The following is a 23,353-nucleotide window of genomic DNA, read 5'->3' on the forward strand; positions in this document are numbered from 1 at the left end:
GTTGATTAGTCTATTTTAGGCAATTTCTACTTGTCCGACACCTCCTTAATCCTGGAACTCGATGGTGACGCCGGCGCGGAAGGTCCGGCCCGGCTGGGGGTTAAACCCGGAGAACCCGACGGACTCGGCGTAGTGCTTGTCCGTGAGGTTGTCGGCGGAGACCCAGGCCCGGGCCGCCAGGATCCGCTTGGTCAGGCCCATGTTCCAGGCGGTGAAGGAAGGGAGTTTCGATCCGGTTTCCCCGTCGCCGCTGAACTGTTTGTGCACGTACCGCACGGCGTTCCGCCAGGTCCACCCCGAGAGGGTTTCCCAAAGAATTTCCTCGGTGGCCACGTGCCGGGGGGCCAGGCGGGTGGGCCGATAATCGCTCGACGTCGTGCTGTTGCCCACGGAGCGCGAGTAGGCGTAGGACGTTCGCGCCCGCAGAACACCCCAACGCGCCCCGGCCTCCAACTCCGCGCCGGACAGTTCCGACCGGGGCCGGTTGTAGGGCACGAAGCCGGTGGTGAAATCCGCGACGATACGGTCGGTGATCTTGGCGAAATAGCCCGTGGCCCGGGCGTAGCGCCCATGAGCGCCGCCCCATTCCAGCCCCGCGTCGTAGGACCAGGACACCTCCGGCCGCAGTTGGGGGTTCGAGAACCCGGGGTAAACCAAATCCAGAAACGTCGGCGCGCGGAACGAACGCGCGGCCGAGGCCGAAAACCGCCAGCGTTCCGTGGCCCGGAACACCGCCGTCAGGCGTGGATTGGTGATGTTGCCGAAATCGCTGTGTTGGTCGAAGCGCACCGCGGGCGTCAGGCCCACCGGCCCGGCCTTCCATTCCTGCTGGGCGAACAGCGCCCAGTTGGCCACGTGGGTGGGGGTTTCGCCGCCCGAACCGGTGCGGGTGTCCCGTTCGTAACTCCCGCCCACCGTCCAGCCGGCCACGGCCCGCAAACGCAGTTCGCCGCCGGCCGTCCGCTCAAAATGATCGCTCGGGAAAGCCCCCCCAAAATTTTCGTAGGCGTGGCCGCTCATGAAGGCGGACGGCAACAGCGTCCCCCATTCCCCCAACATCCAGTCCCCCGAGAGCCGCGCGCGGGTGATTTTCTGCGCCACGCGGTTGTCGGGGTCGCTGGCTTCGCGTTCCCGTTTCCCGTTCCATTCGCCCAACGGCACGGGGGTCCCGTTGGGGGCGCCCGTCTCGTTGTCGATCCTCGCCACGGACAGGACGACCCCGCCGTGGGCACCGCGACCCCCGGCCCGGCCCGTCACGTGGATGCCGTCGGAGTCCCCGTTCTTTTGGAACCCCTCCGACAAATCCCGCCCGGCGGAAACGTAAACGGATTGGCGGTCCGTGGCCTTGCCGATTTCCCCCCGGTATGTCTGGGTGAAAAAGGAACCCCATTCGGTCGTGAGCCGGGTTTTGACCGGACCGGGGGCCGGCCGCCGGGTGATGACATTGACCACGCCGCCAATGGCGTTGGCCCCGTAGAGGACGGAGGAACCGCCCCGCACGACTTCGATGCGTTCGATGTTGCCCACGGGAATTTGCGACAGGTCGACGTTTTGAACGGCCACGCCGCTGAGGGGCTGGTCGTCGATCAGGATCAACACCTGGTTGGACGTCGGCACGCCCCGCAGACGGAGGCTCGCGAGGGAACCCACCGTCCCCGTGCGGTTGAAGACCGCGCCGGGAACGGACTCCAGGGCGTCGGCCAGGTTTTTCGCCCCGGACCGCTCCAGGTCCGCGCGGGTCACGACGGTGCGTTGGGCCGGCAGGTCGTCCAGGGCGGCTTGGGTGCGCGTCAAACTTAGGAACACGCCCTCCTCTTCGCCTTCCGGTTCCGCCGCGCGGGCGACGATCGGCAAAATCAACAGCGCCAACAGGGCCTTTTTTATCATGGTGTTTCCCTTTCGAACGAGTGATTAAATTGGACCGCGGCGGGGGCGCCCGCGCCGTCGGGGAAGAAACGCGCCGCGACGCCGTAGACTTCTTTCAGGAGCGCGGGGGTCAGCGTGGCGGCGGTCGACCCGGCGGCCACCGCCCGGCCGGACTTTAAAACCAAAATGCGCGGGCACCAGGAGAGGGCCAGGGACACGTCGTGCAGAATGGCCACCACCGCCAGGCCCCGTTCCCGCCGCAGACGGTTGACGACGGACACCAGCTCCGCCACGTGGCCGGGGTCCAGGTGGGCCGTGGGCTCGTCGAGCAACAGGACTTTGGGCTCCTGGGCCAGGGCCCGCGCCAACAGGACGCGGCGTCGTTCCCCGCCGGACAACCGGCTCACCGGCCGATGGCGAAGCGGGGTCAAATCGGTCTCTTCCAGGGCCCGGGCGACCTGGCGGTGGTCCTCCGCCGACAGACGTCCCCAGGCGCCCACCCGGCAATAACGACCCAGTCGAACCATCTCCTCCACCGTCAAGGCAAAGAGCGCGTCGAGCTCCTGCGGCACCCAGGCCAGGGCCCGGGCCACCGCGCGTTGAGACAGGGCGGAGAGGGCCGTTCCCTCCACAAACACCTCGCCGGAGGCGGGCGAAAGGCCTTTGATCAGAAGGCGCAACAGGGTCGATTTGCCCGCTCCGTTCGGGCCCAACACCCCCAGCAGATCCCCGGCGGTCAGCGCGAAATCGATCCCCTCCAATTGGAAGGGCCGGTCCCCGTTGGATTTCGGGTAAGTGTAGCGGAGACCCCGCGCGGTCAACAGGTTCATCCCAATTTGTTCCTTTCCCGCCGCAGGAGAATTAAAAAGAACGGCGCGCCCACGAGCGCGGTCACCACCCCGACGGGGATCTCCTCCGGGGCGCGGGCGGTCCGGCCGATCCAGTCGGCGGCCACCACCAACCCCGCCCCCAAAAAAGCCGAGAGCGGCAGAACGCGACGGTGGTCGTACCCGGCCAGGAGCCGCGCGGCGTGGGGCACGACGAGACCGACGAAGGGCACCACGCCGTTCAACGTCACCGCCAGCCCCGTGGCCGCGGCCGTTAACAAGAGGAACCCCCACCGCACCCGCGTCGGGTCCAGGCCCAGGGAGCGGGCGGGGTCATCCCCCAACGAAAGCAAGTTGAGCGTGGGCGCCAGGGCGAAAAGCCCCCCCAACACCAGGGCGGTCAGACCCAGCAAAGGGAGAAGGCGGGCGTAGCTCGGCGCTTCCAAACTGCCCAGGAGCCAGAAGAGCAGGCCCAGCCCCTCCTGCCGTCGGGTTTGGGACAAAATAAACGCCAGGATCGACGAGGTGAAAGCGTGCAGGGCGGCCCCCGCCAGCACCATGAGGGTCGCGGCGGGGGCGCCGCCCCAACCATCGCCGCGGGCCAACACCAACACCGCGCCCAACGACAGCACCGCGCCGGCCACGGCCGCGGGCGGCTGGGCGAACCCCAGGAGAAGCCCAATCACCGAACCCAGGGCGGCTCCGCCCGAGACGCCCAGCAAGTAAGGGTCGGCCAAGGGGTTGCGAAAGAGGCCCTGCAGGCCCGCGCCCGCCGTGGCCAAAAGAGCCCCCACCGCGCCGCCCAACAGCACCCGCGGCAATCGAAGGTCAACGAGGATATCGCGCCCGGGACCGGGGAAGAACAGGGCGTGCCACAGGCCGCCCTCCAGGGGCACGGCGCCCCCGGCCAGGGCCAGGACGAAAACGACCGCCCCCGTCAACAGGATGAACGGGGTCGCGGCCCGGGGGATTCTCATTCCGTTTGCCCCCGGCGTATTTTCATCAACAGTTCCAGGGCGTCCACGGCCCGGGGCCCCGCGCGGGAGAACGGATCCGGGTCCAACAGGATGACCCGCCCCTCCTCGACCGCGGGCAGGGTTTTCCAGCCCGGCCGTTCCAAAAAATCTTCGGCGGCCAGAACCCCGGTGTGAAAAAGATAGTCCGGCTTTTCTTTGAGAACGAATTCCCAGGAAATGAGGGGGGTGTCGCCGCGGGTGAGGGGCGCGATGTTCACAAACCCCGCCCGTTCCAAAAGATGCCCCGGCAAACTGGATTGGCCGGCGACCTGGAGGGGGCGCGGCCACAATTCAAAAATCGCCCGGGGCGGCCGACCCAAGGGAAGCCGGGCGTCGAGCCGGGCGACGCGGGCGGTCAAATCGCTCACGAGCCGCCGCGCCTCCGCGGGCCGCTCGAGGGCGGCGCCCACCTCCAGAATGATCGCAAAAACGTCCTGGAGGGAGCCCGCCCGCGTGGCGGGGAAAAAACGCACGGGGATTTTGTGGCGTTGGAATTCCGGGGCGAACCGCCGGTGGGACACGTCGGCCAGCACCAGGTCCGGCTTGAGGGAAACGAGGACTTCCCAGCGCGGGGCCAGGCCGCCGGCGCGGGGCAGGGCGTCGCGGCCCTTGTCGGCGTCCGACACGGCCACGAGGCGGTCGCCCGCCCCCAGAGCTTCCACGATGTCGGTGTGGGAAGGGACCAGGGACACAACGCGGCGGGCCTCGGCGCGGAGGAGCCAGGGGGCCAGGCACAACCCGAACAAGAGTCGACGCATAAGAGACCGTTCGCGAACGCGGGGAAGGGCAAAAAAACCCCAACCGGGCGGGACCGTGTTGGGGTACGCAAAAACCTTCCCGCGAAGGCGCCTTTGGGCGGAGGATGGGCTTTGCGCCGTAGACCGGACTTATCCTCGTCTTCCAGGTCATTCCGGCGTGGTTCCGGCCGGAATCCATGAAGCGAGGCTTCACCGTTGCGGGGCAGTGCCTGATTTTCACAGGCTTCCCCGGCGCAAAGCGATGATGTGGGGGATTGTAGGCTTATCCCCCCCCTATGTCAAGCGAAAGGGCTGGCGCCTTCGCCGGGGTAATAGGGGCGTTCCCCGGCGGCGTGGTCGGTCACGTCTTCCACCCCCCGCAATTCGGGAATTTCCCCGCGCAGGGTTTGCTCGATGCCGAGACTCAAAGTCATCTTGGCGGCGCCGCAGCCCTGGCACCCGCCCGAAAGCCGCACGCGGGCCACCCCGCCTTTCACATCCACCAACTCCGCGCGGCCGCCGTGCTGGGCCAGGCCGGGATTGATCCGGCGGTAAAGAACGTCGGTCACCCGTTCGGTCAGATCGTCCGGGAGCGGCGCGGGCCGTCGCGGGGAAATGGGAGGGCGCCCGTCGGCCAGGGCGGCGCGGATCGCCCGGCCGACCTCTTTGGCCACGACGGCCCAATCGGGGGGCTCCGCGAAGGCGACGGTCACCCGGTCGCCGGTCGCCCAAACTTGGACCACCCCGGGCAGGGCGAAAAGGCCTTCGAAGAGCGGGGAATCGGCGGCCTCGTTCGCGTTCCGACAGAGCGCCGACCCTTCGGTCACCGGTCGGTCGAGGGTGAACGCGCACACGCGCCCGTCGGTGGGCGAGACGGCGGCGGTGATGGAAACGGGGGTCAAACGGGGAAGGAACGCACGGCGCCGCGTTTCGCGAGGCAGTCCGCGCATTCGCAGGTCTTGCGCAATTTGTCGTAGGTGTAAATGCCGGTGTTGTGCCCGTCGGAAAAGGCCAACCCCACGCCGTAACGTCCCACGGGGGTGACGCCCGCCAACTTCACGTCCAGGGGCACGCGGGAAGGGTCCAACACCCGGCGGCCGGTGTCCTCGTCCACGCAGGCCGCGCAGGGGCACACCGTCCGGAGCGGCCAGGGGGAGTGGGCGCTTTTGTGGCCGTCGGCCCACTCGATCGCGAGTTCGCCCGCCGCGGTCGTGTCCGCGCGCAAAGGTTCGTCGGCGGGGGTCAGCGCGTTCAAGCGGGCGATTTCCTTTTCAAAGGCCCGGGCCAAGGCGAAAAACGCCTTGGACGCCGCGCCGGCCGGTCGCCGGAGCACCACGGGGTCGCCCGCGTCGCTTCCTTCCACCACGTCGGCTTCGAGGGGAATCGCGCCCAGGAACGCCGCGCCCGCCTCCCGGGCGAGGGTTTGACCGCCGTCTTTTTTGAAAATGTCGTGTTTCGTGCCGCAATTCGTGCAGATGAAACCGCTCATGTTTTCGACCACGCCCACGAGGGGCACCTTCACCTGCTGAAACATTTTAAGGCCCTTGCGGGCCACGCCCAGGGCCATGTCCTGGGGGGTGGTGACCACGACGGAGCCGGTCAAGGGCGCCTGTTGGGCCAGGGACAATTGCACGTCGCCCGTGCCGGGGGGCATGTCGATAAGCAAATAATCCAAATCCCCCCATTTGACGTAGGCCAGGAACTGGTAAAGGGCCTTGACGGCCATGGGCGCCCGCCAGACCACCGGGGCGTCGTCAGCCATCACGACCCCCATGGAAATAAACCGGATGCCGTGCCGTTCGATGGGCACCAGATGTTCGCCGTCGCCCTCGGCCCGGGTTTTTTTCGCCCCCAGAAGGGCGGGCTGGCTGGGCCCGTAAATGTCGGCGTCCAGCACCGCCACGCGGGCCCCCAGAGCCGCGAGGGCCACCGCGAGGTTGGTCGTGATGGTGGATTTGCCCACCCCGCCCTTGCCGCTGCCCACGGCGACGATGTTGCGCACCGAAGCCAAGGCCTCGGGCCGCTCGCGCTGCACGCGGGGCCCCTGCCGGGCCGCCGCCATTTCAACGGAGATGTTCGGATCGCTCATCGTTCCATTTTACCATTTCCGCCGCGCCGTTCCCGCCGCACGGCGAACCGTTTTTTCCTAAAATCCCGGAATGGCCGCGCTTGTCCGCAAAATCCTTCGGGCCTTCCGGGCCGACGTCGCCGTGCCCGTGTTGGCGGATTTCATCACCGCCCGGCCCCGGACCCTGGCCGCCGCCACCTTGGCGATCGGCCTTCTGCTCGCCGCCGGGGCCGCGGGAATCCGCGCGCGCCACACCGTCGACGATTTCTTCATCGACGACACGGACAACGGCCGCTTTTTGACGGCCTTCCGCGAACGGTTCCCGAACGGGGAGTTCTTCGTGGTCGCCTACGACGACCCCGCGCTCTTCACGGCCGACGGCCTGAACCGCCTCAAAACCCTCACCCGGGGCCTGGCCGATTTGCCGGAGGTCAAGGAAGTCAAAAGTCTCGCCAACGTCACCGACATCCGGGGCGAGGAGGACGCTTTCATCGTTCGCCCGTTTCTGCACGAGGTCCCCACGGACCCCGCTGGGTTGGCGCGGTTGCGCGCCCGCGCCACGGGCCACCGCCTCTACGAAAAACAATTCGTTTCGCCCGACGGCGTCACCGCCGCCATCGTGGTTTTCGTCCAGGACCCGCCCCCGGACGAGGGATACCGCCGCCGGACCCTCGCCGCCGTGAAGGGCGTGCTCGACCGGCACCGGTCGATGGGGCCCTTTGACCTCGCGGGCTGGACCGTGACCAACGTGTCGGTCGTGGAATACATGATGAAGGATTTTCAAAGGTACATTCCCCTCACGTTCCTGTTGGTGGGGGTGGTGTCCTGGTTCGTTTTCCGCAACCCGCGCCTCATCGGCTTGGCGTTGGCGAACGTCGCCTTGACCCTCGGGGCCACGCTGGGCCTTTCGCGCGCGGCGGGTTTTTCCCTCAACGTCATTTCCTCCATCGCGGTGCCGCTCATCATGTCCCTGGCCCTCACGGACACCGTGCACGTGTTCACCCATTTGGACCGCCGCCTTTTGGCCCGGCACACCCCGGCCGGCGCGCTCAACGCCGCGCTGCGGGAAATCCTACGCCCCAGCTTCGTCACCAGCCTCAACACCGCCCTGGGCTTTTTCTCGCTCACCTTCAGCCGCACCCCGGCCATCCGCGAGTTCGGGTGGATGGGCGCGGCGGGCATGGGCCTTGAGTTCCTGTTCACCTTCGGGTTCCTCGCCCCGGCGGTGCTCTTTTTCCGGCCGGAACGCGTGTTCCGCGCTGTCGGCACCGAGAGCGACAACCGCCTCGTGGCGGGATTTTTGGTGTGGGTCAACCGCGCGGTGCAACGGTTCCCGGGCCGGATCCTGTTCCTCGGGGCGGTGGCCTTCGGCCTGTCGGCCTGGTCCGCCCGGGGTCTCACCGTGGAATCGGACCTGCTGGCCTATTTCCCGGAAAAAGACCCGCTGACCCGGGCCGTGCGTCGGGTGGAGGACAAACTGGGCGGGGTGGGTTTGCTGGAAATCTCGGTGAAGGGATCCCCGGGCGCGTTCAAAGAACCGGCCGCCCTGGCATTCCTTGACCGGTTTCAAGGCTTTGTGGCGAACCAACCCGGAGTCGATAAAACGCTTTCGGTCGCCGACCTCTTCAAAGAAATGAACCGGGAGTTTCACAACGGGGATCCCGCCCAAGATCGGTTGCCCGACCGCCGCCGCCAAGCGGAGCAATACCTGCTGCTCTACGACGGGGACGACCTGGACGACCTCGTCACGCCGGATTTCGCCGAAGCCCGGGTCGCGGTGCGCGTCCGCGACCACCGCACGAGCGCCAACACCCGCCTGATCGCGGCGGCGCACGAATTCGCCCGCCGGGAAGCCCCCGCGGACCTGACCCTCCGCACGACCGGGGAAATTCAACGCGCCGTGGATTCCGTTGACGTGTACATGCGCGACCAACTGCAAAGCCTCGGTTTGGCGGTGCTCTTCATTTGGATCGTGATGGCGGTGGTGTTGCGGTCCATGGCGTTGTCGGTGCTGTTCCTCGTGCCGAACCTGTTTCCCATCGTCGTCAACTTCGGGGTGATGGCCGCCGCGGGCATTCCCCTCGACACAGGCACCCTGCTCATCGCCTCCTGCGCTTTCGGGGTGGTGGTCGACGACACCGTGCACTATTTTGTGGCCCTGCGGGAGCGCCGGCTCCAACACCGGCCCATCCGCGAGGCGGTGCAGGAAGTCTTGTTGTTGAAAGGGGAAGGCTCGACGGCCTCTCTTCTGATCCTGTCGGCGGGGTTCGGGGTGTTGATGCTGGGCCACTTCGTGCCCGTTTTCGAGTTCGGCCGTTTGAATCTGCTCATCATGGCCGTGGGCGCGGCCGGCGACATGTTCGTCATGAACGCCCTTCTGCTCGTCACCGCCCGCCGCCGCTACCAAACCCCCCTGACCTCCCTCCCCCCGGCGGGCTCCCCCCCGATTTAAAGCGACCGGTGCCGTGCGGCCACGATGCGTCCCACGCAGCGGGGCGAGCCGCACCGGCAGGGCACCGGATCGTCCCTAAAGGAATAACCGTAGTCGTAGGTGATTTCTTCGTTCTTGGCCAGGGGCCGGAGGGTTTTGAGCCAAATGCGGCCGGCGCGGATTTCACTCGCGCAATTGGGATCGCAGGCATGGTTCGCGAACCGGGCCAGGTTCCAAGGCACGGAACCGTCCACGCATTCCCGGCGGTTGAGACGGAAGACGTAGGCGTTGCCTTCCCTCGCCATACGCCGGCCGGTCCCGGCCTCCACCCGGGGCCCGTCGTATTCGACGACGTCCGTGCCCGCGGGAATGTCCCGCCGGGCCCACAGGCCCCGGCCGTGGATGGCCGAGGGGGCGGCGTGCGCCCATTCGTTGTTGGTGCGGGCGGGCCGTTTCACAAGGACGGATTACTCCAAAAGGAAGGCGGACAAATCCTTGCGCAGGGACGCCGGCGCGGGCCCGTCGGCGCGCCCGATGCGGATTAGGAAAGCGATCCGGTGGTCGGGGACGCCCAAAAGCAGTTCGAGATCCCGTCGGCAGGTGAGCAGGGTTCGCGCCTCCTCGGCGGAAAAGATTTCGGGATTCTCAAAGGCGAGGTGCAAAAGGTAAAGACCGCTCAAAAGGCACTGGGCGTCCAGGCCCGCGCGCGACAACGCGTTGAGGGTCCGCTGGATCCGCCGCCCCATTTCCACAAAAGCGGCCGGGTCGCCCGCGCCGGTGGTGAACGCGATGAAGCCGGATTGTCCCTGAAGGAACGCCCGTTGTCGCAACCGGTGGAAGTGCCCCGTGAAGGGCGCCACGGCCCCCACCCACCGGGGGTGCCGCTGCAGGAGGGGCAGGAGCCGCCGGAGGCGGGGCGGCAAGGCCAGGGTGTCGGCGTCCAGCCCGTCGCGGTGAAGCGCGTTCTCCTCTTGTCCCACGCGGATGAATTCCAGGGCCTCGGTCAATAGTTTCGGGTTCCCGAACCGCAGGGCCTCCAGATCCGCCAAAATGTCCACCAGCGTGGCCGCCGTTTCCCCCTCCAGGAGGCGCGCCGCCGCGACCCCATCGGACACCGAGGCCAAGGAGTGCGTCAAGGCCTCCCGCGTCGCCGGGGCCAGCGGCTCCGCGCGGAAAACCTCCCGGTTCGTTCGACGATCCAACACCCCGTCCATGGCCGACGGGTCCGGAGGCGCGCCGGGAAAGAGCCGAACCCGGGCGACCGGATGGTCCAGGCCAAAGGTCGTCCCTAAAAATTCCGATTCGAGCCGTTGACCCCGGGCCCGGGCCGCCGCGTCCATGTTTTCCAACAGGAAACCCAGGGTCATGGGCGAGATGCCCTGCAGTTTCAAAAAAAAGTTTTTGGTGCGCAGAACGAAGACGTCGAGGCGGTCTTCGACGACACGGAACCGCCAGGGCTGGCTGTTGTAGGGGGAAACGGCGCGCACCCCGGTCGCGAGGAGGGGGCGCCAATCCTCCAAAGAGGAGGGGGTCACCATCGCCCCGCGAACCCCAGGCGCATGAGGGCGTGGTCGCGGCGCTGCCACAGACGGGGCAAGGCCGGCCGCGCCGGCGCGTCGTTCCGTCGCGTGGACGTGATGAGCGCCATTTGAAAAAAGTTTCCCAGTCGGGGGTCCACGTGAAGCCAGTTTTTCAGGGCCGACCTCTCCAGAACGCGGCGGAATTCCCCGAAGGTAAACGCCGCCTTGTAGGAATCGAGGCTGTCCTGGTAATACCAAACGCCCTGGGTTCGGTTGTAGCGATCCGCGAAAGCGACCGCCAAGTCGCCGGTTTTGGGGCGTTGAATGTCAAAAACGAACAGGGTCCCGCCGGGCTTGAGGAGCCGGGCCATGCCGTTCAAGGCCCGCACCGCGTCGTCACCGGTGGGCGAATGGTGCGCCGCGAAACACCAGGTGATGAGGTCAAAGGGGCCCCGGCCCAGGGAGTCCAGGTCGAACATGCTGTGGGCTTTGGTTTCCACGTTGGCCGCCCCGGCGCGGCGGGCGTTGGCTTCGGCGAGGGACAACATGTGGGGCGATAGGTCCGTGGCCAAAAAACGCAGGCCGGGCAGGGAGGCGGCCAGTTTGGACAACAGTTGGCCGGACCCCGTGGCCACGTCCAGGGCCTCGCCCGTCGCCGGCGCCCGGCGAAGAAGGACATGGAGGATAAACTCGTAAAGGACCGCGAGTGCGCCGTCCTGCCCGTCGCGGGAGTACTGGAGGTCCTGTTCGCGGTCCATCATGATGGAATCCATTTCGGGTTGGCGGCGGAGGCGCTGTTCGCCGAAACGTTGCTTTAAAACCGCGTAAAGGTACGTGCTCTCGAACATAGAAGCATTATAGGCCCGGCCCTCGCTTGCGTCAATGTTCGGTGAGATCCGCCGCCAGGGGGGTTTGGTTGATGACCAGATTGAGGGACCGCCCGTCGGCCTCGCCGTAGATCTCCGTTTTTTCCTCCAGCGCCCCGGCCCACAGGGCGAAATCCTCCTCCCGCCAGGACCAGACGGTGACCGATCCCCGGCTCCGCCGCTCCGTTAAATCGCGGCGCAACCGGTCGCCTTCCCGGCGGCTTTCTTTGAGGACCAGGAACCGCGCGTGCGGGAACCGGCGGGGCAGTTTTTCCAATTTATTCAGGGAGGTGGGACCGCACTCGACCCAGAGCGCCACGCCGCCCCCGTCGTCCAGGGCCATCAAGTCGGGCCGAAACTCCTGGTTGAGCAGAGCCGGGTGCTTGGCGGAGGGGTCCACGATGGGGTTTTCCCCCCAGCAGAGGACGAAGGCGGCCAGTTTCAAGGCGAGATGGGCGGGCGGCTCCTCCGGCTTGGCGGCCAGGATCAACTTGCGGTGCCCGCCGTTCAAATGGATATCACAACGGATGGCCATGGCGTTGAAGATATTAAGGTTTCGGGAAGACCAACAAAAGCCCACGATGAACGACGAGACCATAAAAAGCCCAAAAAACAAAAAATCCAAAGGCCGCCACCGCGTGCGCTTGAAACCCCGGGCGCGGCGCCGGGGGCCATCGATTTTGGGTCAGGCCCATCGCCTGGGCGGGAAAAATTCCGTAAACACTTGACACCAAAAACGCCGTGAGACTTCCCAGGACGGGGTCGGTCGCCATCCCCTTGACGATGGCGCCCCCCTGCTCCGTGGCGATCCCGAACAACCCCGAAACCAAAAAAACGTTTTTCACCGAGAACCCCCACCTCCGGCGGAGAATCAACCAGAGGCCCATAAACAAGCCGTAATAAAAGATCCCAAACACCAGGTCGACCGCCGGGTGGGGGTGCATCAAAATCCTCTCGGCCGGCGGTTTAGCCACGTTGCCGCCTATCGCGAACGCTTCCGTTAAAAGCCCCCCGATTCCCCCGGCCAGCCAAAAGGCCAGGCCCGTGGACCATCGGTTCAATCCCCGCCGCAATGGCTCGCGCAATCGGTAGACCGCCGCGGCCATTGGAAATACAAAACCCATCGGACCGCCCCTCAACAGCCAAAGGGAAGCCCCCCACGCCCCCCAAAAAAGGACGCCGGAGCCAAGAACCCTGAAACGGGTTTTCACGTGGATTTAAATTCGGCGACGACGAAGGTGTGGTCGGAGGGTTTTTCCCAGCCGCGGGGGGCTTTGTCGATCCATACTTTTTTCAGGCGGTCGACGGCGGCGGGGGTGCCGAGGATGTGGTCGATGCGCCAACCCCGGTTGTTCGCGAAGGCGGTGGGAAACATGTAATCCCAATAGGTGTAATGGCCGGGACCCGGCTCTTTTTCCCGGAAGAGGTCCACCCACAGGTCGCCCTTCGCCCGGGCGTAGGCGGCCTTGGCCAAGGGGTGGAAACACACATGCTCTTTGTTCCGCACGGGATCGTGCAGATCGATGTCGGTGGGCGCCACGTTCATGTCGCCCATCCACAGGGCCGGCCGATCCGCCGCCACGTGGCGCGCGAAAAGCTTTTTGAGCCCCTCGAAAAACTTGAGCTTGTTCTGGAACTTGGGCGAATCGGGCTCATATCCCTGGGGCACGTAGGTGTTGATGAGCAACCAATCCCCGAGGCGCGCCGTCAACGCCCGGGCCTCCCCCGACCCCGAGGGATCCCAACTGGGGTCCACCTCCGTCAAAGGATTTTGGGAAAGGAACGCCACGCCGTTGTAGGCTTTTTGGCCCCGGAACACCGGCAACCAACCGGCGTTTTCGAAATCCGCCCGGGGGAAGACGTCGTCCATGACTTTGGTTTCCTGAACGGCCAGAACGTCGGGTTTTTCGGCCGCCAACCATTTCAACACCACGGGCAGGCGGGATCGTATGGAGTTGGCGTTGAAAGTCGCGATTTTCAGGCGGGGGTCAGTCGAGCGTGGAAAATTCGAGGCCGTCGATGTAAACCGTGCCCGTCAAGGAGAGTCCGTGATCGGCGGCGTAGCCGCTTTCGAAAACAAAATTCACCTCTTTGACGTTGGCGAGGGAGTTGAGCCCCGCCGCCGTGAAGGACGTCAATGGGATCCGGATTTCCCGCCAGGCGTTGGTCACGGGCCCGGCCGCGTCGTTCAAATACACGATCCCTTTGCTGGAGGCGTTGGCCAATTCGATTTTCGCGTGTTCCACGCCGCCGGTCGCGCCGCGCACCCAGAACACGAGGGTTTTGTACAACGCGAGGTCCCGGGGGGCCGCGCCCGGGGCCAATTGGTTCCAAAAACCGTTCCAAGGCGCCGCGGTCAGATTGTACTGCACCTTCAATGAAGACCCCGACGCGCCCAGACGAACGCCCGTGTCGTAGGTGACACCCATTGAGTTGTAGGGTGGATCGTGTTCCGGCTCCATGGCCCCCTTGGCCCCGCCCGCGTCGTTGACGTTGTCCGCGTCATCAAAATTATCGACGGTCAAACTCGTCTTCACCGCCGCCGCATTGACGGTGTTGGTGGCGACCAAATCGGCGCGCAGACCCGCCGCGAAAGCGAGCAAAGTTAACAGGGCGACGGGGCGGCGGTTCAAAATTTGACTCCAATAGTGGCGCGGTGGGACCCGGAGGAATTCTCCAATTCCAAGGGCCACAGGAACGTGTAATCAACCTGCAATTGCAGATTTTTCCGCAGAGTGTGGGTGTAGCCCAACCCGGCGCCCGCTTGGTGGGTGTCGGTGCCCGCCCGCAGGGCCACCCGCTCCTGGGCCAACCGCCCCTCGATGCCGACGTGGGGGGTCAATTCCCCGTCGCGGGCGACGATGTCCAGGGGCAGGCTCCATCGGCCCCACCGGTACCGCAGACCGAAGGCCGCCTCGGTGGGCAAGCGCACCTTGTTGCCGACGCCGACGTCCGGCTTGTTGAGCGCCCGCAGGGACACCCCCACGGACAAGCCCGGCAGGCGCGCGTCCACTTCGGGAACGTGAGCGTGGACGTCCAGGGCCATAACGCCCCTCTGGGCGCCGTCGCGAAACACCGGGTCCCCGGCGCTCCGGGCCGCGTCGAGGGTGTATTTTTGGGAGAGATAGCGCAGCGACACACCGGCCGACATCACCTCGATGAGCGGGACGTTCTCGAAACGTTGGGCGGCCCCGAGGGCCACCGTGTCCTCACGCATCAAGCCGCCGGCCACCACGCTGCCCCAGCCCAACGAGAGGGTGGTGCCCTCCGGGAGAGGCTGGACATAGGCCAACTGGTTGAGGGACAAATCCACGTTGTCGACCCCGGCGAACAGCTTCGCGTATCCGAAATTGATACCGCGCGGGCGCGCCGAGGCGAGGGCCGCCGGGTTGTAGAAGGCCCCCGTGGGGTCGTCGTCGATGGTCGTGAAGGCCCCGCCCAGGGCGGCCGACCGGGCCGACCACAACGGGTCCTCAAAAGCCGCGCGCAGGGGCGCCGCCGCGATCAACCCCAGGAACCACGCCCATTTCATCGTTCGTGTCATGGCCGCCCTCACCGCGCCACCGCGATCATGCCGGTCACCGTCATGCCTTGGCCGGTTAAGCGGTAGACGTATGTGCCGTTTTCCACGATCTGCCCGTCATCGTCCCGGCCGTTCCATTTGTTCATATTCACGATCCGCCGCACGCGCTCACCCCGCACGTTGAAGATTTCAATCGTGTAGTCACCGTCGGCGTCGCTGATGCCGTCAAAGACGGCGTCGTCCCACACACCGTCGCCGTTGGGGGTGAGGATGCGCTCCTTGGGCCGCACGGATTCGGCGGTGACGCCCAAGTTGAACGGGAAGAGGGCGTAGAGGCTGAAATGGCTGATGCGCGCCGTCACGCGGTTGGCGGCGGTGTCCACCCGGCCGCCCACGGACCGCCAATCGACGCCGTCGTGCCAGAAGATCCGCAAATCGTTCTCGTTCACGGTGGTGCCGTCCACCACGCCGTCCTGGTCGGCGTCCGGGTAGGGCAGGGAAATCGATCCCGGGCGGTTGAAGTTGATGTTGTCGGGGCCCAGCTCAAAGGCCCGCACGGGTGAAATCCCCCGCAACGTCGGCTGAGTCGCCGTCGGCTCCAGGGACACCGTCACCGATCGCACCCCGATCCCCCCGGGCAAATCCAACGTCACCCCGGGCAGCCGGGGGTCGCCGACGGCCAACTCCACGCGGCCCCCGGCGTTCGTGATGGGGCGGACCACGGTCTGGTTTTGCGGCACCAGGTTCGCCCGGAAATATTCCCGGTGGTCGGCGGGCAACCGCGTGTCGTTCTCGTATTGATCCACGGCCACAAAATAGTATTCCAACACGCCGGGGGCCGGCAGCCCGGCGGGCAAGGCCGCGTCCATGGTGTAATGGAATGGATCCCCCGGCACGGGCCGCAAAACAACCGGAACATTTTGGAAAACCGGAGCCCCCTCCATGCGATAAAAAAACGTGGCCAGGGTCCCGGCGGATTCCTCCACCACCGTTCCGCCGACCCCCATGGGGATGTCGATTAAAATCACGTCCTGAAAAGGCGTGTGCGCGAGGGCGGGCCCCTGGATGTCCGATACCAAACTGGATTCCTCCAAAAACAGCCGCGTGCCGTAGCTCCCCCCGAATTCCCTGCGGGAGAGGTCAAGGCCCAGGTACACCCGGGATCGTCCGGCCGTGGGGACGATCAGGGCCTTCGTCCCTTTCTGGACGTCGAAATCCGCCTCTCCCTTTTCAATCACCGGGGACCACGACGCCGCCTCGCTTTCGCGGAAGGAGCCGTCGATGGGCTTTTCAGGGAAATTCCGGAAAAACAATGGCAGGGGGGGGCCCGTCCCCGCGCCGACCAATCCGCGTTGGGTTTTTCCGTAACGGCCCGTGTTGTCCGTGTAGAGGTACACACGCCGAAAGGAGGACGGCGAATGGCCGATGTCCAAATAGACCGGGGCCGTGTGGTGGGTCACGCTGGAGGGGAGAACACCGAAATTCAATCCGGTCGTCGACGCGTCGGTGTCGACGCGGCGAATATCGAGAGTGACCGCCCGCGCGGGGGCCGCCGTCAAAAAGAGTCCCCCCGCGGCGATCCCCAGAACCGCCGACCGCTTCCATGAATGAGGTCCCGATCCGACCCGAATCACTGTTCCAACACCTCCGGTCCGATTTCCTGGTCATGGGCGAGGGTCCGCCCTTGCCCGTCCAAAAAAAACACCCGCACCCGGCCGAAGCCGTTCCACGGCCCCTCCGTCAACGGCGTCGCCATTTCAACGGCGGCCGTCGCGCCCGGGGCCAGCGGCACGAGTTCCGTCGGCGGCGTGCTCCGGCGCCGGCCGTTGGTGAAATACAACTCCGTCACGACCTTGACGCGCAGGGTCACGTTCCCGGCGTTGTGAACCTCCGCGCGCACCCGGGCGTCCCGGTCCGTCCGACGCGCCACCACCGACCTCACTTCCACCCGGGGCCTTTCAAAGCCCGCCACCACCAGAGACGCGCGCCGAAGGACCCGAATTTCGCTGCCCTCCGGGCCGGGAACCGTGACGACGACAACGGCCGTCCGTTCACCTTGCCCCTTTTTGCCGGCGCGGGCCTTCAAAAAAACGGTTTTCCTCTGCCCGGACCCCAGCCGAACCGGTCGGCGCGACGCCTTCAACCAACCCGCGTCGTCGCCTTCCACCTCGATCCGGGCGACGGTCGGCTCGGCGGTGTCGTTCCGAATGAAGAGCCGGTCCACCGCTTTTTTCCCCGGGGCAAGCCGAAACAAAAACGCCTCGGGTTCCACGTCCACGGCCCGGGCGGCGACGGAAATCGCTCCCAAGGCCGCCGCGACAAAGTTACGGGTTCGCGGCCCCGGCACTCGGCGTAAACACAGGGCCGTTCGGCCCGATCACGAGATCAAAATCGCCCCGAAGGGATTGTTTTGCCCCCGCCAAAGGGGTGAACGTCACATCGACCCGGGCTTTGTATCGTCCGGGAGCGCGGTCGCCCAAAGCGCATTTCCCGTAAAGTTCCCGCGTGCGGCCGGGGTAGATCGGCGGCCCGTGTTCCAGAGCCGTTCGGTCGAGTTCCAAACCGTCTTCGTTAAACAACGTGACCTCGATGTGGGGACGCACATGGACGTTCCCTTGGGAAGACAGGGTGGCGCCGTAGCGCCAACCGCCGTCGCCCAGGGGGTACGCGGCCAGCTTGTCCAGAGTCAACGTCAATTCCTCGGTGCCGCGCACGGCCATGTAAAAGGGGACGGCGTATCCCAATTGGATGCCCACGCCCCCCCCTTTTTGGTCGGGGGGGAGACGAAAAAAGACGAAAGCCATGGTCTCCCCTTTGAAATCGGCGGGAGCCTTGACGCGGTACTTTAAAACACGATGTCCGTTGGGAGGCAAGACGAAATTTTTTTTTGTTTTTATGTTGAACCAAAGATCGGGGGCCAGTGTGCTTTGGCCCGTTTGTTGCCGCCAACCATCCACAACGGAAACATCCACCAGGGTTTCGCTGGCCCGGGGATTGAAAACGGTGATGCGGCCCTTTTTAACCCGCCCCGGCCCCAGGGACATTTCCACCGTGGTGGGGCTGGTTTGAATAAAAGAACCGGCGAGGCAACGTCCGGCCTCGATCAGTATCAACAATAAGAAAATGTATCTTCGCACGGGGAAACCCCCCGATCGCCGGGGGGGGTCCCCCCCCCGGCGTCGGAGCGTTAAGTCACTCGTTAATCAGGTCGAACTTGACCGTGGTGGCGTAATCCCCCCCGGCCGATCCGTTGAAGTTGGCTTCCGCGTAATAATAGAAGTCCGCGAGACGGCCGCCCAGAAGCGCCTCGTTGCCCGGGTTGACGTTCGGGCGTACGATGGTGGTGGAGGACGGGTTACCGAAGGCGATGTTGCAATAGCCCCCCGCGTCCGAACCGGTGAAGCTTTCGTCTTTGGTGTTCTTTCCATCGACGATGACATCGTTGGAGGGATCGTTGTAGTCTTTGAAGTCCTTCAGGTAGGTCCAGCCGTTGCCTCCGGTGATCAACCCGGTGGTGGTGCTTTTGATCGAGCCGAATTGCGGGTCGCCCGTGCCGGGTCCGCCCCCGGCGTGGGTGCCGGTGTCGGGGAGGATCATCCAGCCCATGGCCGCTTTGTTGCCGTCACCGGCCTTCATACCGCCGAAGTTCCAGCCCCAGGTGGTGGTGGTCGGGGTCGTCGCGGGGAAGTTGTCGGTGTAGGTGCGCAAACGCCAAGACGGGGCGTTATCGTCCACCTTAATTTTTACGGCCTGGAGAGGCTTGTTGGACCAGAGAGCCGGCGTCCCGTTGATGGTGCCGAAGTTCAAGGTGCGGACGGCTGTCAAGTTGTTGTTGGACATGATCATGACGTCTGTGTAGAGATCATCGACCACGCTGACTGTGGCGACGGCATCGACGGTGTTGACGGCAACGATGGTCTCGGCGCGGGCCGTGGTGACGAAACCGGCCACCAGAGCCGCCGTGCCGAATGCGAATAACTTCTTCATCGGGGATTCCTCCTGTGAATGGATTGCGAACTGCGGGCTCCCGGCGGGGTGGTCTTCGCCCACGTCAGCGGGGGCTTTGTGGACATATTGTAAACCGGGGGGCCGAAGAAAGGTCGAAATAGTTGTAACGTCGATGTAACATTTTATTGCCCGCGAGGGCTTAAAAAAAGCCCCGACGCAAGGGGGGCGGTCCGCGGCTTTTCCTCGACGGAAAAAACCGCGGGCCCGCGCCGTCTCCGGCGCGGGCCCGCGGAAGCAAACGTTCGGGGAATTTAGCGGACGATCTTGATCTCGCCCACGATGATCTTGCCGCCCCCGCCGGACCCGCTCACGGCAATGTCCAGGTAACGGATGAGGGAGGAGTCCAAACGGTTGTCGCCGCCCCACCTGTAGGAAAAGTCCGACAAGGGGATGGTGATGTCCTGCCATTGGCCGGAAGCGCCCAGGCCGGGGAAGTCCTTACCGAAAGTGGAATCGTCGCGATCGATCAGTTTGATTTCGACGTTGTTCGGTTCCCCCTCGCCCTTCACGCGGATGAAGATGGACGGGTTGCCGCTCAAGTCGGCGTTCAACGACCGACGCGCCGACACCCATTGACCGGCCGGGATGGAGTACTTAAAGGCCAAGGCCTTGGTGCCTTTGGGGCCCGTGGTGGATTCCAAATTGATGGACGAGGCTTCGCCTTTCGCCACCATCCAGCCTTCTTTGGTTCCACCGTCAAAGATCATGCCGTCCTTGCGGATGTTCCCCTCTTTGGGGGCCGCGGTCAGCCGCAGGTCCGAGACCAGCAATTCCCCCGCCCCGCCGTCGCCTTTGGAAATGGCGAAATAAATGTCCTTCACGCGGCCCAGGGCCGGGTCGCCGCCCCACCAGTAGCTGAAATCGGCTTCCGAGAGGGTCAAATGGACCCAGTCGCCGGACTCGCTGAGGATGGGCCGTTTCACGCCGTAATTCGTGTCGTCCTCGTCCACCAGCTTAATCTCGAGGTTGTTGTTGGCGCCTTTGCCCTTCACCCAAATCGACAGGGCCTTGTTGCGGAAATCGTCGATGACGAAACCCTTGGTGAACGACACCCAGCTTCCGTTTTTCAGGTCGTAGGCGACGCGCAAGGCCGAACCGCCCTTGCCCGCCACCTGGCTCAGCCGAATTTCGGAGGAGTTGTCCCGGGCCGAGGTCCAGTCCATTTTCGCGAAATTGTCCAACAACAGCCCCCCGCCCGAGGCCGGGACCATCGCCGCCGCCGCGGCCGGTTTGGATACGCTTTTGGCTTTGCTGTTCGTTTTGGCTTGGAGGGGCATGCCGGAAAGGGCCAGGCTCAGGGCCCAAAGGCAGGCCATTCCTTGGTGAAGACGTTTCATGGAATGACTCCTTAATTAGGAAGTTAACCGCAAAATCGGGGCGCGCCGGCGCTCACTCTTTGAGGCCCGTGGTCGCGATCCCTTGAATAACATATTTTTGCGCGGCCAAGAACACCGCGATCACCGGCAGCACGACGATCACCGCCGCCGCCATCAGAAGGCCGAAATCCGTCGGGTGCTGGCCGTTCAGGTTGGCCAGGGCGACGGGAAGCGTGTAGCGGTCCTCCCGGACCATCACGATCAACGGCCACAAAAAGTCGTTCCAGGACCCCATGAAGGTGAAGATGCCCAGCGTCGCCAAAACCGGCCGGCAGAGGGGCAGGACCACGCTCCAATAAATCCGGAACTCCGAACACCCGTCGATGCGCGCGGATTCGATGAGATCGTTGGGAATGGACATCATGAACTGGCGGATGAGGAAAATGCCGAAAACGTTGGCGCTGACCGGGATGATCAATCCCGCGTAACTGTTCAACAAACCCAGCTTTTTCAACAGCAGGAACACGGGGATCATGGTGAGTTGCCCGGGCACCATCATGGTCGCCAGGAGAAAATTGAAGATCTTGTCCCGGTGGCGGAAACGGTGCTTCGCGAAGGCGTAGCCCGCCATGGAGTTGATGAAGAGGGACAACACCGTCATGGTCACGGACACCAACAGGCTGTTGCGAAAATGGGTGAGGAAATTCACTTCGCGGATCAATTGGGCGTACCAGCGCAGGGTCGGCGCGTCCGGGATCCAGGACGGTGGGTAGGAAAAAATCCCTTCGCCGGACTTGAAAGAGGTCGAGATCATCCAAAAGAACGGTAACAGGGTGGCCGCCGCCGTGGCCAACAACAGCACATGGACGCCGGAAATCGACAGCCCGTCGGCCACCCACCGCTTGAGGCGCGAATTCATCCCAGCACCTCAAAACCGGTCTTCTTCAACCGCATCTGCACAAAGGTGAAGACGAAGATCAGTCCGAACAGCGTGTAGCTGATGGCCGAGGCGTACCCCAGGTTGAAGAACCGGAACCCGTGGTTGTACATGTAAAGCACGATCGACATGGTGGAATCCAGGGGCCCGCCCTTGGTCATCACGTAGGGTTCGGCGAAGAACTGCAGATAGCCGATGGTGGTCATGATGAGGACGAAAAGCAGGGTCGGCGCGAGGCCCGGGATGGTGATGTAACGGAAGCTCTGCCACCCGCTCGCCCCGTCGATGCGGGCGGCCTCGTACTGGCTTTCGGGAATGGTCTGCAAGCCCGCCAAAAAGATCACCATGTTGTAGCCGAAATTTTTCCAGACGGCCATGAGGATCAAGGACGGCAGAGAGGTGTGCGGGTCGGCGATCCAGGAGAGCTTAGCGAGGCCCAGGGACGACAGCACCCAGTTCAAAAACCCGTATTCAAAATTGTACATCCAGCGCCAGACCACGGCGACCGCCACGATGGTCGTGACCTGGGGCGAGAAGAGCGCGATGCGGTAAAACCGTTTCCCCCGGATGAATTTTTGGTTCAGGGCCACCGCCGCCAGGAGCGACACGCCGATGGTGAGCGGCACGCCCACGCCGGTGAAGTACAACGTGTTCCACAGGGCCCGCCAAAACACCGGGTCCTGGACGATGCGGGCGTAATTTTGGATGCCGATGAACTGGATTTTGCGCCACTCGTTGATGCTGAAAATGTTGAGGTCCGTCAGGCTCATGAGGAAGGACACGGCGATGGGCACGAAAAGGAAAGTCACCAAAAGAATCAGGGCCGGGACGGTGAAAAGATACCCCACGATGTCGCGCTGGAAGAATTCGCTCCAACGGAAGGGCGGCTCCTCCCCGCCGTTCAACCGGTGCAAGCGCAACTTCAGGAACCAGCGCAACCACAGTCCCGCCGCCGCCAGCAGCGCGGCCGCGCCGAACCACCACCAAAAAGTGCGCCAGGTTCCCGGCTTCCAGTGGGAGTCCGTCTGCAGCTTGAGGATGCGGGCCTGGAGGTCGGCGAGGGAGGCTTCGACGTCCTTGGGACCCATCCTCGGGTCCAACACGATTTTTTCCATGGCGTCGTCGATGGCGTTGGCGACCTGCTCCCACTCGGGGATCGTCGGGGGGCTGGCGGTGTCGAACATCTGCTGGCCGAACACCTGGATGAGCGGCTTGTCGGCGAAATAGGGGTCTTTCCAGGCTTTCGTCGCGGAAGGCAGGTCGGTCGTGATCTTCATCCATTCGACCTGGTTGGTCGGCTCGCTCATAAATTCCAGGAATTTCCAGGCCAGGTCTTTCTTTTTGGAATCTTTGAAGATCACCAAATTGCTGCCGCCGACGAACGATGTCCGGTTCTTTTTGCCGGGCAACACCGCCACGCCCCATCGCCCCGTCATCTCGGGCAGTTCTTTGCGCGTCAGCTCCACCATCCAGGGACCCGAGATGAACATGGGAAGGTAGCCGGTCTTGAAGGCGTGGAACAGGTTCATGTCCGCCGCCTCTTTGGTCGGGCTCAAGCCTTCGCGGAAGAAACCGACGTAATGGTCCACGGCTTCGGCGAATTCGGGGGCGGCGGGCTTCAGGGGGTCGCCGCCGTTCTGCCAGACGGCCAACAGCAATTCGTTCCAGCTCCGCGCGCCGAGGGCGATGCCGTAGGCTTTTTTGCCGTCCGCGGTGCGGCGCTCGGCCAGGCGGCGCGCCGCGGTCTTAAGCTCTTCCCAGTCCTTGGGCGGGTTGGGGAACCCCACCTGGGCCAGCAAATCTTTTCGGTAAAACAACACGCGGGTGTCCACGTACCAGGGCAGGCCGTAGAGGGTGCCGTTCACGACGCAGGTCTGGAGCGCCCCGGGGAAGAACGCGTCGCGCCGGGCGAAGACCGACCCGTCCGCCTGGGCGCCCACGGGTTCCAGGGCCCCCATGGCGGCGAATTCGGCCATCCAGGTGGTGCCCAGTTGGCTGACGTCGGGGGGGATTCCCCCGACCACGGAGGTCAACAGTTTGGCGTGGGCCGCCTCCCAAGGCACGGCCTGGGTTTCGATCCGGACACCCGGGTTTAAGGCCTCGAAGCGCCGGGCCATTTGGGCGATCTTCTTGCCCTCCTCGCCCATGGCCCAGACGACGAGCGGCCCCTCCGCCGCGGCGCGGCCGGCCCAAAGGGCCAGGGTCAGCGCGGCGAGCGAAAGGGCGCGGCGGCGCATT

Annotated in this window: 22 protein-coding genes and 1 riboswitch; of the genes, 1 reads left to right on the forward strand and 21 read right to left on the reverse strand. The window is 64.7% G+C overall.

Annotation, left to right across the window (positions count from 1 at the left end; all coding sequences use genetic code 11):
- Positions 1-45: 45 nt before the first annotated feature.
- The 6 genes from IPI56_00275 to IPI56_00300 all read right to left on the reverse strand — a co-directional run bounded on the left by IPI56_00275 (position 46) and on the right by IPI56_00300 (position 6,508).
- A complete protein-coding gene (locus tag IPI56_00275; protein ID MBK7544176.1) occupies positions 46-1,887 on the reverse strand; it encodes a TonB-dependent receptor in 1,842 nt (613 codons plus the stop codon).
- Complete coding sequence (locus IPI56_00280) at positions 1,884-2,696, reverse strand: ABC transporter ATP-binding protein (protein MBK7544177.1); 813 nt, start codon at positions 2,694-2,696, stop codon at positions 1,884-1,886. Before IPI56_00280 ends, IPI56_00275 begins: the two co-directional genes overlap by 4 nt.
- On the reverse strand, positions 2,693-3,670 hold the full coding sequence (locus IPI56_00285) for an iron ABC transporter permease (protein MBK7544178.1): 978 nt from the start codon (positions 3,668-3,670) through the stop codon (positions 2,693-2,695). Before IPI56_00285 ends, IPI56_00280 begins: the two co-directional genes overlap by 4 nt.
- Positions 3,667-4,467: an ABC transporter substrate-binding protein gene (locus IPI56_00290; GenBank protein ID MBK7544179.1), complete on the reverse strand. Its 801-nt coding sequence runs from the start codon at positions 4,465-4,467 to the stop codon at positions 3,667-3,669. The genes IPI56_00285 and IPI56_00290 overlap by 4 nt, the downstream gene beginning before the upstream one ends.
- A gap of 159 nt (positions 4,468-4,626) precedes the next feature.
- Positions 4,627-4,696, reverse strand: a riboswitch (cobalamin riboswitch).
- Positions 4,697-4,745: 49 nt separating this feature from the next.
- Positions 4,746-5,159: a NifU family protein gene (locus tag IPI56_00295; protein MBK7544180.1), complete on the reverse strand. Its 414-nt coding sequence runs from the start codon at positions 5,157-5,159 to the stop codon at positions 4,746-4,748.
- A 185-nt stretch (positions 5,160-5,344) separates the two neighbouring features.
- Positions 5,345-6,508 (reverse strand): P-loop NTPase, encoded by a 1,164-nt coding sequence (locus tag IPI56_00300; GenBank protein ID MBK7544181.1) that lies wholly within the window; start codon positions 6,506-6,508, stop codon positions 5,345-5,347.
- A gap of 97 nt (positions 6,509-6,605) precedes the next feature.
- Between IPI56_00300 and IPI56_00305 the strand changes: the two genes are divergently transcribed.
- Positions 6,606-8,966, forward strand: a complete 2,361-nt coding sequence (locus IPI56_00305; GenBank protein MBK7544182.1) for an MMPL family transporter — start codon at positions 6,606-6,608, stop codon at positions 8,964-8,966.
- On the opposite strand, the gene IPI56_00310 is transcribed toward IPI56_00305, so the two are convergent.
- From IPI56_00310 to IPI56_00380, 15 genes are all read right to left on the reverse strand, one after another.
- A complete protein-coding gene (locus IPI56_00310) occupies positions 8,963-9,403 on the reverse strand; it encodes an SET domain-containing protein-lysine N-methyltransferase (GenBank protein ID MBK7544183.1) in 441 nt (146 codons plus the stop codon). The genes IPI56_00305 and IPI56_00310 overlap by 4 nt on opposite strands.
- 9 nt (positions 9,404-9,412) lie before the next feature.
- Positions 9,413-10,483 carry a hypothetical protein gene (locus IPI56_00315; protein MBK7544184.1) on the reverse strand — a complete coding sequence of 357 codons (1,071 nt, stop codon included), beginning with the start codon at positions 10,481-10,483 and terminating at the stop codon, positions 9,413-9,415.
- Positions 10,477-11,313, reverse strand: coding sequence for a class I SAM-dependent methyltransferase (locus IPI56_00320; GenBank protein ID MBK7544185.1), 837 nt, complete (start codon positions 11,311-11,313; stop codon positions 10,477-10,479). Before IPI56_00320 ends, IPI56_00315 begins: the two co-directional genes overlap by 7 nt.
- 31 nt (positions 11,314-11,344) lie before the next feature.
- Entirely contained in the window at positions 11,345-11,866 is a 522-nt protein-coding gene (locus IPI56_00325) for a YaeQ family protein (protein ID MBK7544186.1), read from the reverse strand.
- Between the two features lie 13 nt (positions 11,867-11,879).
- Positions 11,880-12,455 carry a hypothetical protein gene (locus IPI56_00330; GenBank protein ID MBK7544187.1) on the reverse strand — a complete coding sequence of 192 codons (576 nt, stop codon included), beginning with the start codon at positions 12,453-12,455 and terminating at the stop codon, positions 11,880-11,882.
- A gap of 83 nt (positions 12,456-12,538) precedes the next feature.
- Entirely contained in the window at positions 12,539-13,312 is a 774-nt protein-coding gene (xth, locus tag IPI56_00335) for an exodeoxyribonuclease III (GenBank protein ID MBK7544188.1), read from the reverse strand.
- A gap of 7 nt (positions 13,313-13,319) precedes the next feature.
- On the reverse strand, positions 13,320-13,964 hold the full coding sequence (locus tag IPI56_00340) for a hypothetical protein (protein MBK7544189.1): 645 nt from the start codon (positions 13,962-13,964) through the stop codon (positions 13,320-13,322).
- On the reverse strand, positions 13,961-14,875 hold the full coding sequence (locus IPI56_00345; GenBank protein ID MBK7544190.1) for a hypothetical protein: 915 nt from the start codon (positions 14,873-14,875) through the stop codon (positions 13,961-13,963). The genes IPI56_00340 and IPI56_00345 overlap by 4 nt, the downstream gene beginning before the upstream one ends.
- A gap of 8 nt (positions 14,876-14,883) precedes the next feature.
- Positions 14,884-16,488: a gliding motility-associated C-terminal domain-containing protein gene (locus IPI56_00350; GenBank protein MBK7544191.1), complete on the reverse strand. Its 1,605-nt coding sequence runs from the start codon at positions 16,486-16,488 to the stop codon at positions 14,884-14,886.
- Positions 16,485-17,162 (reverse strand): hypothetical protein, encoded by a 678-nt coding sequence (locus IPI56_00355; GenBank protein ID MBK7544192.1) that lies wholly within the window; start codon positions 17,160-17,162, stop codon positions 16,485-16,487. The genes IPI56_00350 and IPI56_00355 overlap by 4 nt, the downstream gene beginning before the upstream one ends.
- A gap of 16 nt (positions 17,163-17,178) precedes the next feature.
- The gene (locus tag IPI56_00360) at positions 17,179-17,991 is read right to left on the reverse strand and encodes a hypothetical protein (protein MBK7544193.1); all 813 of its coding nucleotides are present in this window, start codon (positions 17,989-17,991) and stop codon (positions 17,179-17,181) included.
- Positions 17,992-18,046: 55 nt separating this feature from the next.
- Positions 18,047-18,841 carry a hypothetical protein gene (locus IPI56_00365; protein MBK7544194.1) on the reverse strand — a complete coding sequence of 265 codons (795 nt, stop codon included), beginning with the start codon at positions 18,839-18,841 and terminating at the stop codon, positions 18,047-18,049.
- A gap of 272 nt (positions 18,842-19,113) precedes the next feature.
- Positions 19,114-20,199, reverse strand: a complete 1,086-nt coding sequence (locus tag IPI56_00370; GenBank protein MBK7544195.1) for a CIA30 family protein — start codon at positions 20,197-20,199, stop codon at positions 19,114-19,116.
- Between the two features lie 52 nt (positions 20,200-20,251).
- Entirely contained in the window at positions 20,252-21,097 is an 846-nt protein-coding gene (locus tag IPI56_00375) for a carbohydrate ABC transporter permease (GenBank protein MBK7544196.1), read from the reverse strand.
- On the reverse strand, positions 21,094-23,352 hold the full coding sequence (locus IPI56_00380) for an extracellular solute-binding protein (GenBank protein ID MBK7544197.1): 2,259 nt from the start codon (positions 23,350-23,352) through the stop codon (positions 21,094-21,096). Before IPI56_00380 ends, IPI56_00375 begins: the two co-directional genes overlap by 4 nt.
- Between the last annotated feature and the right edge of the window lies 1 nt (position 23,353).

The sequence above is a fragment of the Elusimicrobiota bacterium genome (assembly GCA_016706425.1).
Taxonomy (GTDB): Bacteria; Elusimicrobiota; Elusimicrobia; order FEN-1173; family FEN-1173; genus JADJJR01.

What these genes read in the sequence shown, in the direction of transcription:
- IPI56_00275 (MBK7544176.1), bottom strand. Translation starts at nt 1,887, where the DNA reads ATGATAAAAAAGGCCCTGTTGGCGCTGTTGATTTTGCCGATCGTCGCC.
- IPI56_00280 (MBK7544177.1), bottom strand. Translation starts at nt 2,696, where the DNA reads ATGAACCTGTTGACCGCGCGGGGTCTCCGCTACACTTACCCGAAATCC.
- IPI56_00285 (MBK7544178.1), bottom strand. Translation starts at nt 3,670, where the DNA reads ATGAGAATCCCCCGGGCCGCGACCCCGTTCATCCTGTTGACGGGGGCG.
- IPI56_00290 (MBK7544179.1), bottom strand. Translation starts at nt 4,467, where the DNA reads ATGCGTCGACTCTTGTTCGGGTTGTGCCTGGCCCCCTGGCTCCTCCGC.
- IPI56_00300 (MBK7544181.1), bottom strand. Translation starts at nt 6,508, where the DNA reads ATGGCGGCGGCCCGGCAGGGGCCCCGCGTGCAGCGCGAGCGGCCCGAG.
- IPI56_00305 (MBK7544182.1), top strand. Translation starts at nt 6,606, where the DNA reads ATGGCCGCGCTTGTCCGCAAAATCCTTCGGGCCTTCCGGGCCGACGTC.
- IPI56_00315 (MBK7544184.1), bottom strand. Translation starts at nt 10,483, where the DNA reads ATGGTGACCCCCTCCTCTTTGGAGGATTGGCGCCCCCTCCTCGCGACC.
- IPI56_00320 (MBK7544185.1), bottom strand. Translation starts at nt 11,313, where the DNA reads ATGTTCGAGAGCACGTACCTTTACGCGGTTTTAAAGCAACGTTTCGGC.
- IPI56_00325 (MBK7544186.1), bottom strand. Translation starts at nt 11,866, where the DNA reads ATGGCCATCCGTTGTGATATCCATTTGAACGGCGGGCACCGCAAGTTG.
- IPI56_00330 (MBK7544187.1), bottom strand. Translation starts at nt 12,455, where the DNA reads ATGGGTTTTGTATTTCCAATGGCCGCGGCGGTCTACCGATTGCGCGAG.
- IPI56_00345 (MBK7544190.1), bottom strand. Translation starts at nt 14,875, where the DNA reads ATGACACGAACGATGAAATGGGCGTGGTTCCTGGGGTTGATCGCGGCG.
- IPI56_00365 (MBK7544194.1), bottom strand. Translation starts at nt 18,841, where the DNA reads ATGAAGAAGTTATTCGCATTCGGCACGGCGGCTCTGGTGGCCGGTTTC.
- IPI56_00370 (MBK7544195.1), bottom strand. Translation starts at nt 20,199, where the DNA reads ATGAAACGTCTTCACCAAGGAATGGCCTGCCTTTGGGCCCTGAGCCTG.
- IPI56_00375 (MBK7544196.1), bottom strand. Translation starts at nt 21,097, where the DNA reads ATGAATTCGCGCCTCAAGCGGTGGGTGGCCGACGGGCTGTCGATTTCC.
- IPI56_00380 (MBK7544197.1), bottom strand. Translation starts at nt 23,352, where the DNA reads ATGCGCCGCCGCGCCCTTTCGCTCGCCGCGCTGACCCTGGCCCTTTGG.